Genomic DNA, 12279 nt, shown 5'->3' on the forward strand with positions numbered 1-12279 from the left:
ACTTCAGAATCTGGCACTCACTCCAGCCAAACCCCATCGAACCTGTGACTTCCTAGCGGCGAAAATACGAGCCCCTTCACACGCTTCGAGGCAGGCATCGAGACGATGGAATGCGCGATCGGCGTATAAGGCACCTGCTGCTTGAAGATAACCTGTGCCTGCTCGTACAACGTCGTGCGTACTGCGGCGTCGGAACTCGATCGTGCCTTGACGATCAGCGCATTGAAGGCCGGATCGCACCACTTCGACACATTGCTGCCATGCACTGCGTCGCAGCCGAGCAAGGTACCGAGCCAGTTATCCGGATCACCGTTGTCACCTGACCAGCCGTAGAGGATCGCGTCATGCTCGCCGCCCTGCTTCGCGCGCCGGTTGTATTCACCCCATTCATAGCTGACGATCCTGGCGCGCACGCCGATGTTCGCCCAGTCCTGCTGGATCAGTTGCGCCATCAATTGGGCATTCGGGTTGTATGGCCGCTGCACGGGCATCGCCCACAGGGAGATGTCGAAGCCGTTCGGAAATCCTGCCCGCGCAAGCAGCGCCTTGGCCTCCACAGGATCGTACGGCGCATCCTTCAACTGTTTATCGTACGACCACTGGGACGGTGGCATCGGATTGGTCGCGACGGTCGCATTACCGGCGAAAACGGCTTTGATGATGGCGGGCTTGTCGATCGCCATGTCGAGCGCGCGGCGGACTTCGACTCGGTCGAGCGGCGCGTGCTGGGTGTTGTACGCCACAAAACCTACATTGAAGCCCACGCCGGAAACCAGCGTCAGGTCGGGATTGCGTTTGACGACGTCCAGATCCGCCGGGCGCGGGAACGCCGACACCTGACACTCGCCGCTCGCCAGCTTCTGGACGCGCACGCCCGGATCGGGCGTAATGGCGAAGACCAGATGCGCGAGCTTCACGTCTTCGGGGCGCCAATAGTCGGGGTTGGCGTCGTAGCGGATCACGGCATCTTTCTGATATGACCGGAACACGAATGGACCGGTGCCGACCGGCAACTGGTTGATGTCGGCCTCACGATGCGCGGCGCTCAGTTGTGCTGCATATTCTGCGGACAGGATGGATGCGAAGCTCATCGAGAGATTGCGCACGAAGATCACATCCGGCTGCTTCAACTGAAAGCGCACCGTGTAGTCGTCTACCTTGTCGATCCGCTCGAGATTCTTGTCAAAGCCGAGATCGCTGAAATACGGAAAACTCGTCGGATAGGCCCGACGAAATGGATCGTCGGAATTGAGCATACGCCTGAACGTAAACAGCACGTCATCTGCGTCGAAATCGCGTGTGGGTTTGAACCACGCGGTCGTATGAAACTTGACGCCATGCCGCAGATGGAACGTGTAGGTACGCTGATCTTCGGACACGTCCCAACTGGTCGCGAGCGCGGGCTCGAGCTCGAGCGTGCCGCGACGAAACTCCACCAGTTCGTTGTAAACGGTATTGCTGCTGGCGTCGAAATCGGTACTGGTCGTGTGCTGACCGGGGTCGAACCCGGCCGGGCTGCCTTCCGTACAGAACACCAGTGTCTTGCTACCGGCTGCGTTGGCTGCCGGGGAAACCGACAGCGCCGTTGCAAACAGACAGAAGGACGCCATGACCCAGGACGCGCGCATAACGCTGCGCACCACTAACATTGCAATTTGAAAAGTACGATCGATCATTATCAGCTGGGCGGAAAGCGCTGAGCGGTCTTCCAAGCACGGCTCGCGCGGGATAGAGGTACCAGTCGTAAGGAAAGGTCTAAGGCCGTCGTATTGCGCCGGCCGGCATCGTTGAGCACGAATCCAGTGTGCTTACCTGTTGCAGCGTGGACAGGTATTTCTCGAACAGGAAGCCAGGCGGCTCGTCCTCACCGAAGTCGTGCGCGGACAGCAACGTATAGCCGCTGGTCTGGTATAGCGCGATGGCCTCGGGTTGACGAGGACCGGTGCCGAGGTACACGCGCGTATAACCCTGGCGAGCCGCCTGTGCCTCCAGTTCGGCCAGAATGCGACGCGCAAGTCCTTGACGCCGATGGTTGCGGCTGGCCCAGATGCGTTTGAACTCCGTCGTGCCGGGGTCGGCATGCCGCATGAACGCGCCGCCCGCGATCGCCCGCCCGTCGCGCAGCAGCAGCACGAAGGCGCCATGCGGCGGCGCGAACGCCTCATCGGGATAGCGTTGCAGTTCTCTCGCGATCTCCTCCACATCGATCAGCCCTGCATAACGGCTGCCGTATTCGTAGGCTAATTCCTCGTACAGAGGACGAGCCAACGGGTCGTGCGCCGAAACGTAAGCGAAGCGATCATCCGGTGCGGTTTGAATCGATCGTGGAGCAACGGAAACGAATGGGGCTTGTGTCATAACGTGGCGTTTTGCGCGTCGCATACGATTACAGCACCTTCGAGAGGAACTCGCGGGTGCGAGGCTCGGCCGGATCGCCAAGCACGCTTGCCGGCGAACCCGATTCGACGATGCGCCCGCCGTCCATGAACACAATCGTGTCGGCGACTTCGCGCGCAAAGCCGATCTCGTGCGTGACAATGATCAGCGTCGTACCCGAACGCGCAAGCTGGCGGATCACGTCAAGCACCTCGTTGACGAGCTCCGGGTCGAGCGCCGAGGTCGGTTCGTCAAACAGCAGCACCTTCGGTTTCAGTGCGAGCGCACGCGCAATCGCCACCCGCTGCTGCTGGCCGCCCGACAACTGGCGCGGCCACGCGTCGACCTTATCGGCGAGTCCCACGCGCGCGAGCAGCGTGCGCGCTTCGGCCTGAGCCTGCGCGCGCGATACGCCTGAGGCGAGCGGCGCCTCGATGAGGTTGTCGAGCACGCTCAGGTGCGGGAAAAGGTTGAAGCTCTGGAACACCATCCCGACGTCGGCGCGGCGCCGCTGCAGAATGTCCGTCTCCTTGAGTTCGTAGAGCGTGCGTCCTTCCCGGCGATACCCGATAAGTTCGCCGTCGATATCGATGAAGCCGTCGTCAACCCGTTCGAGGTGGTTGATCGAGCGCAGCAGCGTCGACTTGCCCGAGCCCGACTGGCCAAGAATCACCGTGACGCTGCCCGACGGAAACGTCAGTGAAATGTTATCGAGAACCGTCAGCATGCCGAAGCTCTTCGACACGTTATGGATGCCCACCTTGCCGCCGACACGCCGCTGCGCCCAGCCCGTTGTACCCGCTTCGATGCCCGCTTCGGCACCCGCTTGCGTGCCTGCTTCGGCCGTGCTACGAAATGGCCTCTGCGGCCGGGCAGCGTTTTCGCCCCGCACAGCGCGCACGCTACGCCGGCGCCGGAACAGCTCGGCCAACGGCGACGCCGCCACCGGCGCGCGCGTCGCGCCGCGTGCGTAGTACCGTTCGATGTGAACCTGGATGGCCGACAAAACCGTGAGGATGATCAGATACCAGACCGTTGCGACCATCAGCAACGGAATGACTTCGAGATTGCGGTGATAGATGATCTGCACCGTGTAGAACAGGTCCGGCATCGCAAGGATATAGACGACCGAGGTGCCTTTCGCCAGACCGATCACGTCGTTGAACGCAGTCGGCAGAATCGCGCGCATCGCCTGCGGCAACACGATCCGGCGCACCTGACGGGCGCCCGGCAAGCCCAGCGCGGCAGCGGCCTCACGCTGCCCGTGGTCGACGGACAGAATGCCGCCGCGGATCGCCTCGGCCGCAAACGCCGCGTGGTTCAGCGTCAGTCCGAGCACCGCCGCGAAGAACGGACTGATCAGGTCGGTGGTCGATTCATCGAGTAGCGCGATATGCGTGAACGGCACACCGATCCAGATCGTCTCGTACAGATAGCCGAGATTGTTCAGCAGGAGCAGCAGCACGATTGGAGGAATCGAGCGGAACAGCCAGATGAATGCCCACGCACAGCCGGCCAGCAGCGGCGAACGCGATACGCGCGCGAGCGCCAGTGGCGTGGCAAGCGCGAAGCCGAACAGCGCGCCGAGTCCCGTGAGCACGAGCGTGCGCGCGAGGCCAGAGAGCACCGGCCCGGCAAAAAACCATTGCGCGAAGACGTCCCAGCCCCAACGAGGATTCCCAAGGATCGAGTTCAGCACGATTGCGATCAGCGCGATTGCCAGCACGGTTCCCGCCGTGCGCGCATGATGTCTTGCCGGGACGATCCGGTAGTGCGCGTATTCGGGGCCTGCTGCGTCGTCGACCACCCGGCCCGCATGAGCCGTGCCTGGAAACTGCTGGGTGGTGTCGCTCATGATCCTGCCCTCCTGCGTTGCGAGCGGTCCGTCATGCCGTTGCCGTGTTCGCGTAGCGGCTCTCGCGCCGCGGCAGCCCGAGATGATCGCGCAGCGTCGCCCCGGCCAGCGTGCGGTTGTAGCGGCCGCGCGCCTCGAGCGCCGGAATCACGTAGCGGACAAAATCGTCGAACCCCTCGGCCTGCACCGGGAAACCCAGGATGAAGCCATCGGCTGCGCCCGCGTCGAACCAGCGGATCAGCTCGTCGGCGATCGCCTCGCCGGTGCCGATGAACTGTGTCTTCGGCGTGGCGACTTCCAGTGCGACCTCGCGCAAGGTGGAACCCTTCTTCTTCGCTTCGGCCTTGATGCGGTCCGTGGTCGAACGGAAGCTGTTCTTGCCGAGATCGCCGAGATCGGGGAACGGCTCATCGAGCGGATATTGCGTAAAGTCGTGGTGCTCGAAGAAGCGGCCCAGATACGCGAGCGCCTCGTCGACGCTCAGCAGGTCGCGGATCACCCGATACTTCGCTTCGGCTTCGGCATGCGTCGCGCCGACGATCGGGCCGATCCCTGGGAAGATCTTCACGTCCGTCGCAGCCCGCCCGTGCTCGACCGCGCTTTGCCGCACGCTCTCCGAGAACGCCCGCGTCTCTTCAAGCGACGGCGAATGCGTGAACACCGCATCCGCATACTTGCCGGCAAGCGCGATTCCGGAGTCCGATGCGCCGGCCTGAAAGATCACCGGCTGCCCCTGCGGCGAGCGCTGAATATTGATTGGCCCGGCAACCTCGAAGAACTTGCCCTTGTGATTGAGGGTATGCAGCTTCTCGCGGTCGAAGAACCGTCCGCTTGCGCGGTCGCGCACGAATGCATCGTCATCCCAACTATCCCACAGCCCCTGCACCACCTCCAGATATTCGTCTGCAATCTCGTAGCGCAGTTCGTGATCCGGATGCTCGCCGCCGTAGTTCTTCGCGGAACCCTCAAGTGGCGAGGTCACGACGTTCCATCCCGCCCTCCCGCCGCTGATCAGGTCGAGCGAGGCGAACTGCCGCGCCACCGTAAACGGATGGCTGTACGAGGTCGACAGCGTGCCGGCAAGACCGATCTTCGTGGTCGCGGTTGCCAGCGCCGAGAGGATCGAGACTGGTTCGAAGCGATTCAGGAAATGGGGAATCGACTTCTCGTTGATATACAGGCCGTCGGCCACGAATGCGAACGCCACGCCGTTGGCCTCCGCCTTCTGCGCGATACCCGTGACGAAATCGAGGTTGACGCTGGCATCGGCTGGACCGGCGGGATGCTTCCAGGAATTCATGTGGCCGCCTGCGCCGTGCAGCATGATGCCGAAAGTGAGGTTTCGCTGAGTCATGTTTGGATCCGGTGAACGAGAATGAGCAGGAATGAGGGGCGAAAAAATCAGACGCGCGCGGCCTGTTCCGCACCGGCCAACGCCTCGACCGAAGCGAGACGCAGCGCATAGTCCGCAACCGGCGTGTCGATTACGAATTCCTCGATACCGAAGCGTTCGTGCAAGGCGTCGAGTTCCTCGTGCACGTCGTCCGGCGTACCGGTAATCACATGCGGATGTAGTTCGTCGAGCTGATAATCGGCCACGCCCGTTTGCCGCGCGAACTCCGCTGCGGCCTCGGGGCTGGGAAGATTGACGCTCTGCCCCGTTGCGAGCCGCAGCTTGAAAATACGCAGTGGTCCGACATGACGTTGCGCTTCGGCCTTCGATTCCGCTGCAAACGCGTAGAGCGCGAGCAGCGGCGTGCGTCCTGTCGCGTTGCGATACGCGTCAATCGAACGCTCGATGCTGTCGTTATCGCCGTTGAAGTGACCGGCATAGCAGAACTGCCAGCCGTATTGCGCGGCGAGCGCGGCGCTCTCAGGACTACCGCCCAGCAGGATGCCTTGCGGCGCCTCGGGCGGCGTAGGCAACGCCACTGCCCCTGCCAGCGGGTGATCAATCGCCACGCCCGTCTTCAGGAACGCGTCGAGCTCGGCAAGCTGGCCGGCGAAATCGGGCTTGCTGGCCTTGTCGTGAAACCACTGCAGCGCGCGCGTCGTCAGCGGCAACCCGCCCGGCGCCTTGCCGATGCCAAGGTCGACGCGGCCCGGCGCAAGAGACGCCAGCACCCGGAACGATTCCGCAACCTTGAAAGGGCTGTAGTGCTGGAGCATCACGCCACCGGAGCCGACGCGAATGCGCGACGTGTGCGCGAGCAGATGGGACACGACGATCTCCGGTGCGGAACTGGCGAGCCCTGGCGCGCCGTGATGCTCGGCGATCCAGTACCGTCTGTAACCCAACGCTTCCGCGCGCTGTGCGAGCCGGACCGTGAAGCGCAGCGCGTCGTGGGCACTCGTTCCGTCGGCAATCGGACTTTTGTCGAGAATCGAAAGGGAATAGGACATATCGATACCTGCCAGCACACCGCACAGGTGCGTGGAGAGAAGTTTCGGGAAATTCGCCGCGCGACATTCGCTGGTTCCATTATCGTTATCCGGAACCGGGATCGTTCGAGCAAATTTTGCTATGCATATGACAAGAAGCTCAGAACGTGTAGCGCGCACGCAGGTAGTAGAAGCCACCGTCCTCGCCGATCGTCGAGGCAAATGCGTCGTACTGCGCGCCTTCGAGTTGCGCCTGGTAAGGCAATCTGGTCGGGTAGACGTCGAACAGGTTGTTCGCTCCTACCGCTATCTGGAATCGCTTCGTCACGTCGTAACGGACCTCGAGGTCGGTGACGTACCTCGCTGCATTCTCGAAATGGATGAACTGCGTGGTCGAGAACGCATTGGGGCCGACGATGTAGGTTTCCTCGCTCGACGTCGAACCAAAGCGCGTCTCGTGCAGGCTCACCCCCCACTTGTCGAGATGCCACGCGCCGCCGATGATGATCTTGTTCTTCGGTGTCGCCGTACTCAGCCAGGCGATCTGCTGCGTATTGAGTTCAGGCTGACCGTTCGCGCCAGTCGCCACATGCGTGACAGAGGTGGTGTTCAGGTTCACGCCGAGATCCCAGTCCACCTGCCCATAAGCACCGAAGCCGGTGTGATAGGTCGCGGACAGGTCGAGCCCACGGGTGCGCGTGCTGGCGCCGTTCGTGAAGTAACTCGCGGACACCGCCGAGGCCGGGATCGAGCCTGGCACCGACAACCCGGCTGCCTCCATCGCTGCGATCGCAGCCTCGCCGGACGCCGTGCCGCCTTCGACGATCCGGTTGCGGATGTCGATCTGGTAAGCGTCGATCGTCAGATGCAGGTCCTTTACCGGCGTCAGCACAAGGCCGAGGTTGTAGTTGGTCGACTCTTCCGGTTTCAGCGGCTGGGCGCCGATCAGCCTTGCCGCCGCCGAGTTGGCCGCCAGAAGGCCGCTGACCGAGGCCGGCGATTCGTTGACGTTGCTGTAGTACTCCTCAGCCAGCGACGGCGCACGAAATCCGGTACTGACGCTGCCACGCACGGCGATCTGCGGCGTGAAATCGTAGCGTGTCGAGATCTTGCCGTTCGTCGTATCGCCGACATCGCTGTAATGCTCGAAGCGCCCCGCCAGGTCGACCGTCCATTTCGGCGTGAGGTGTGTCGAGAGGTCGATATACGTGCCGAGCACGTTGCGCGAGTTGTCGCTTGCGCTAACGGGGGCCAGGCCCGGCAGCGCCTGGGAACCGCCATCGAGATACGACGCCTCGTCGCCCGCCCCCACGCTGTAGGTCTCACGCCGTTGTTCGACCCCAACCGAGACGGTCACCGGAGCCGGCAGCAGCGGCAGATGGAACGCACGCGAGGAGTCGAGGTTATTCGTCAGTTGCGTGTCGCTGACCGTCGCCAGATGGAAACTGGTCGGCGTATAGCCTTGCGCGGCATACAGTCCGGTGTTGGCCGAAGCGTTCATGCCGATCCCTTCATGGTCGCCGCCATAGGTCGTGCTCAGATCCCATGACCAGCCGAACAGGTTCTGGCCTTTGATGCCCGAGGTGATCGAATAGTCGTTCTCGTTGACCGTCTCCGTCGGCACGAACCCGTTTGGATACACCTCGGGAAGGACTGAAGGCGGCCGGTAGTTCTGATAGGCCTGTGCATCGCGATGCGCATAGGTGCCGAAACCGTACAGATCCACATCGTCGCCGAGGTAATACCCCGCATTGAAGCCGACCGACTCGCGTGTGCTGGCCGGATCGCCCTCGATCGGGTTGTAATAACCATGCCCCGGCTGGAAGGTGCCGAAATAATCGTCGGGGCCGGTGCGTACCGTGTGATTCTGGCGGTCGTATTCCGCCGCCAGGTCGAGATATCCCTGATCACCAAGATTCAGGCCGATGTTGGCGGACTCGCCGTTCCTGAAACCGTCGCCCGCATAGGTCTGGCCATTCGTCGTCTGCAGCGTTCCGCCGTGCGAGTTCGTCTTCAGGATGATGTTGATCACACCGGCAATGGCGTCCGATCCGTACTGCGCGGATGCACCGTCGCGCAGGATCTCGATGTGATCGATGAGCCCAACCGGGATCATGTCGATATCGACGCCGGTCGAACCCTGGTTCAGGCCACCGTCGAGGGCGATATTCGCGGTGGTATGGCGGCGCTTGCCGTTTACCAGCACCAGCACGTGGTCCGGCGTCAGGCCGTGCAGCGACAGCGCGTCGGTTAGCTGCGCCGTATCGCCGGCATAGGTCTCCCGCGTGATCGACGGCGACAGCTTGACGAGCGCGTCCCGAAGGTTGCTCTGCCCGGTGGCCTGCAACTGGGCGCCGCTGATCACGTCGACCGGGGTCAGGCTCTGGCTCGCCTTCGTACTGGTGCGCGTGCCGGTTACGACCACGGCGTCCTGCTGCACTGTAGCGGTAGCGCTCGCCTGCGCCCATGCCGCGCCGTTGCATGTCATTGCCAGAACGGCAGCCGATAGCAACTTCGTGCGAACTCCGGTGGTAGCCTGACGGGCCTGATTTTTTCTCTTTTTCCTGCGCATCGACTGTCCCATTGGTTATAGACGAACACACCCCTCCAGCACACCGGTTGACGTCAGTCACGTGAGGATTAATTTTGCAGTAGTACTGATGATGGACTGCAGACCGTCGCCCGCGCCGCTACCGCAGCCCGGTTGACCTGACTATTTGACTTAACTTTTCGGCAGCCCCGGCGGATTTGTCCTAGCCTTATCGATCGCTTCGGAACCCAGACTCCAGCGGTCGAGTACCTGAGTGTATTTACCGCTATGAATGAGGTCGTTCAGCAGCAGCGTAAGGGGTGCAGCGAGTCCGCTACCCTTACGGGTTGTGATCGCGACGTCGGCCAGAATGGGCCAGCCCCCGCTGATGGTACCGACTAAGCGTATCCCGCCTTTCTGCGCAGCCGCATAGGCGAGTGCCGAGTTGACGCTCAGAATCGCATCGGCGCGCCCCGAGCGAAGTGCCACGTCTCTCACGGCGATATCGTCGTAATACTGAATCTGAACCGGCTTCAGCCCGTGAGCGACATTTTCCTTGTCCCAGGCGAGCAGGATCTTTTCCTGGTTCGTTCCCGAATCTGTGATGACACGCAACCCGGCGATGTCCCTGGGTTCGCGGATCGCCTTGATCGGGCTCGAATCGGCCACATAGAATCCGAGCACGTCACGTCGATAGGTCGAGAAGTCGAATTTCTCCTTGCGCTCCTCGGTCACCGTCACGTTCGACAAAACCGCGTCGACCTTGCCCGATTGCAAAGCGAGCGGCCAGTCTTCCCACGCGAGCACCACGATTTTCAGCTTGCGCCCCAGACTGTCGGCGACCAGTTGCGCGAGGTCCGGGTCGAAACCGACAACGGTCTTTTCGTCGGTCGCGTAGGTACCGAGCGGCGGCCACCCCACTGCCATGCCGATGACCAGTTCACCCTTTTCGGCGAACTGAAACGTCGCAGGGACAGCCTGGATTGCCGCAGGGTCAGGCGTCGTGCGGATCTGGTTGTGCTGGTCCGGACTCAGATTGAGCGAGCTCGGGGTTGTGGTTGCCGCCTGCGCTGTGCCCGCTAAACCCATCGCCATTACGACAAGTGTTCCTGCCACTGCCGCCAGAATATTCCGCCTGTGTTTCATGAATGATTATGTCCCGTTGAAATGAACGATTTGAGCAATGCGTTGCACGCATTACTGCCGTTGACCGAGCGGCTCGGACTGGACCAGATCGCTCAACGAATCCGTGCGGCCCGGTTCCAGCAAATCCTTGCCGAACGGAAGACGAAAATGGACCTCCGGTGCGATCGAAGTATCGAACAGGGGTTCATAGCCCGTATTGATATAAAGTCTGGTCGCTTCCGGCTGCCTGAAACCCGTGGTCAGATAGACGCGGCGATATCCCTGGCGCCGCGCTCGCGCTTCGAGCGCCTGCACGACGAGGCGGGCGAGCCCCTGACGACGCTGGCTGGCATGTGTCCAGATGCGCTTGAGTTCCGCAGTCGTTGCGTCATAGCGCTTGAACGCGCCGCCGCCGACCGTCTCCCCGTCACGCAAGACCACAATGAACGCACCCTCGGGCGGCGCGAACAGTTCGGCCGGATAGCGCGCCAGCTCGTCACTTGCCGATGCCGCACTGTCCGGCCGAAACTCGCGATAGCGTGTCGCATACTCGAACTGCAGCCCATCCAGTAAGGGGCGAGCAATGGGAGCCGACGGTGTGGTGTCGATAATTTCGTAAGTCATGGCAGATAGGACGATGGCGCTCGCCCTGTTGGTCCTGTTGTCGAATCTTTATTCCGTCCGACCCGGGTTCCCGTCGAACTGAAAAACAAGATAACAGGCTGCCAATGCGGAATGAACCAAACATTTAACGAATCGTTATTCCATGGAATCCGTATATATAATTCGCATCGTTATTCACACGGGGACCAAACGATTTTCGTAGTCAATGAAACGCCTGATTGTCCAGAATAACAACCGATTTATTACGTACTGCTTTCAAACCGGCTCGGCGAGATGGAACAGGCAGTCGCCACGCTCCACCGCGGCCGGCACGCGCTTGCAGACAACCTCCCCCGCTGCCGCGAAAAACGTAGTGACCGGTTCACGTAGTGGCGTGTCGGGGAAATGAATGCGTGCCGCAGGCTGGCCCGCCACAACCTGTTCACCGAGCTCGACGAGCGGCTCGTACACGCCGCGATCATAGGCGTACAGATAATGGCGCGAACCGGACACCGTGAAGAAGCGCGTCTGCGCGGGAGGACCGTCCGGTACGAGCGGTCCGCTCAGCAGTCCGATGAAACCCAGCAGGTTCAGCAAACCGTGCCGCGCATCGCGTAGCAGGCCTGCCTGCACGGTACCGCCGCCGCCGAGTTCCGTGAGGATCGAGATGGCGCCCTGCCGACGCGCGGCGCTCGCTGCATGGACAGGATTCGGCCGATGCAGAAACGCTCGCGGCAACCCGAAGGCGGCGAGCAACGCCTTGAGCCGTTCATGCTCCTCGGCGTCGCGCGGCTCGATTGCCAGCATATTGGCGCCGTCGTACAGGAGCGAACTGCCGCCCGAATGCAGATCGACCAGATATTGCGCGCGGGCGAGCAGCGTATGCTCGATGTAATCGGCGATCGCGGCCGTCGGCGAGCCCTGTGAATCGCCGGGGAAACTACGGTTCAGATTGCCACCGTCGAGCGGCGAAGTTCTCAGGCCCGCGGCCGCGGCGGGAAAGTTCGCCATCGGCAGGAAGATCAGTTGCCCGCGCACCCACTGCGGCTCGATCTCGCGGATCAGGCTGGACACGAGCACTTGCCCTTCGTATTCGTCACCGTGATTGCCGCCCATCAGCAGCACGACGGGACCGTCGCCATTGCGGATCGATGCGATCGGAATCGGAATCCAGCCGTACGCGGAACGATGAACCGAATACGGCAAACGCAGATAGCCGACGTGACGTCCGTCGGCCTCGAGGTCGATTTCATTGTGGATGGAACGCATCAGGTTTCCTTCGTGACCCGGACCTGGTGGCGCAGTCACGAAACGCCGCCTGTCTTGATGAACCGATCTGAAAAGCTATCCTCTGCGCTGGCGCCGGCAAACCAAGAATTGCAGCTATTCATATCGGCGGGCTGCATAT

General features: G+C 61.9%; 9 protein-coding genes. All 9 read right to left on the minus strand.

What is annotated here, in order from left to right:
* Positions 1-17 precede the first annotated feature (17 nt).
* Positions 18-1610 carry an ABC transporter substrate-binding protein gene (locus tag AC1ECK_RS33775; protein WP_480327165.1) on the minus strand — a complete coding sequence of 531 codons (1593 nt, stop codon included), beginning with the start codon at positions 1608-1610 and terminating at the stop codon, positions 18-20.
* A 145-nt stretch (positions 1611-1755) separates the two neighbouring features.
* Positions 1756-2358: a GNAT family N-acetyltransferase gene (locus AC1ECK_RS33780; RefSeq protein WP_480327167.1), complete on the minus strand. Its 603-nt coding sequence runs from the start codon at positions 2356-2358 to the stop codon at positions 1756-1758.
* A gap of 28 nt (positions 2359-2386) precedes the next feature.
* Positions 2387-4231 (minus strand): amino acid ABC transporter permease/ATP-binding protein, encoded by a 1845-nt coding sequence (locus AC1ECK_RS33785; protein ID WP_480327169.1) that lies wholly within the window; start codon positions 4229-4231, stop codon positions 2387-2389.
* A gap of 31 nt (positions 4232-4262) precedes the next feature.
* Positions 4263-5585 carry an LLM class flavin-dependent oxidoreductase gene (locus tag AC1ECK_RS33790; protein ID WP_480327171.1) on the minus strand — a complete coding sequence of 441 codons (1323 nt, stop codon included), beginning with the start codon at positions 5583-5585 and terminating at the stop codon, positions 4263-4265.
* A 47-nt stretch (positions 5586-5632) separates the two neighbouring features.
* On the minus strand, positions 5633-6634 hold the full coding sequence (locus AC1ECK_RS33795; protein WP_480327173.1) for an LLM class flavin-dependent oxidoreductase: 1002 nt from the start codon (positions 6632-6634) through the stop codon (positions 5633-5635).
* A 139-nt stretch (positions 6635-6773) separates the two neighbouring features.
* The gene (locus AC1ECK_RS33800; protein WP_480327175.1) at positions 6774-9101 is read right to left on the minus strand and encodes a TonB-dependent receptor plug domain-containing protein; all 2328 of its coding nucleotides are present in this window, start codon (positions 9099-9101) and stop codon (positions 6774-6776) included.
* Between the two features lie 234 nt (positions 9102-9335).
* Positions 9336-10289 (minus strand): ABC transporter substrate-binding protein, encoded by a 954-nt coding sequence (locus AC1ECK_RS33805; protein ID WP_480327177.1) that lies wholly within the window; start codon positions 10287-10289, stop codon positions 9336-9338.
* 51 nt (positions 10290-10340) lie between these two features.
* Positions 10341-10892, minus strand: a complete 552-nt coding sequence (locus AC1ECK_RS33810) for a GNAT family N-acetyltransferase (RefSeq protein WP_480327179.1) — start codon at positions 10890-10892, stop codon at positions 10341-10343.
* 255 nt (positions 10893-11147) lie between these two features.
* Positions 11148-12140, minus strand: coding sequence for a succinylglutamate desuccinylase/aspartoacylase family protein (locus AC1ECK_RS33815; protein ID WP_480327181.1), 993 nt, complete (start codon positions 12138-12140; stop codon positions 11148-11150).
* Between the last annotated feature and the right edge of the window lie 139 nt (positions 12141-12279).

The organism is Paraburkholderia sp. SSBN10T, from assembly GCF_056619545.1.

Bases quoted from the DNA above. Each gene is read 5' to 3' on its own strand.
- AC1ECK_RS33800 (WP_480327175.1), bottom strand. From the start codon at position 9,101: ATGACATGCAACGGCGCGGCATGGGCGCAGGCGAGCGCTACCGCTACA.
- AC1ECK_RS33790 (WP_480327171.1), bottom strand. From the start codon at position 5,585: ATGACTCAGCGAAACCTCACTTTCGGCATCATGCTGCACGGCGCAGGC.
- AC1ECK_RS33810 (WP_480327179.1), bottom strand. From the start codon at position 10,892: ATGACTTACGAAATTATCGACACCACACCGTCGGCTCCCATTGCTCGC.
- AC1ECK_RS33780 (WP_480327167.1), bottom strand. From the start codon at position 2,358: ATGACACAAGCCCCATTCGTTTCCGTTGCTCCACGATCGATTCAAACC.
- AC1ECK_RS33785 (WP_480327169.1), bottom strand. From the start codon at position 4,231: ATGAGCGACACCACCCAGCAGTTTCCAGGCACGGCTCATGCGGGCCGG.
- AC1ECK_RS33815 (WP_480327181.1), bottom strand. From the start codon at position 12,140: ATGCGTTCCATCCACAATGAAATCGACCTCGAGGCCGACGGACGTCAC.
- AC1ECK_RS33795 (WP_480327173.1), bottom strand. From the start codon at position 6,634: ATGTCCTATTCCCTTTCGATTCTCGACAAAAGTCCGATTGCCGACGGA.
- AC1ECK_RS33775 (WP_480327165.1), bottom strand. From the start codon at position 1,610: ATGGCGTCCTTCTGTCTGTTTGCAACGGCGCTGTCGGTTTCCCCGGCA.
- AC1ECK_RS33805 (WP_480327177.1), bottom strand. From the start codon at position 10,289: ATGAAACACAGGCGGAATATTCTGGCGGCAGTGGCAGGAACACTTGTC.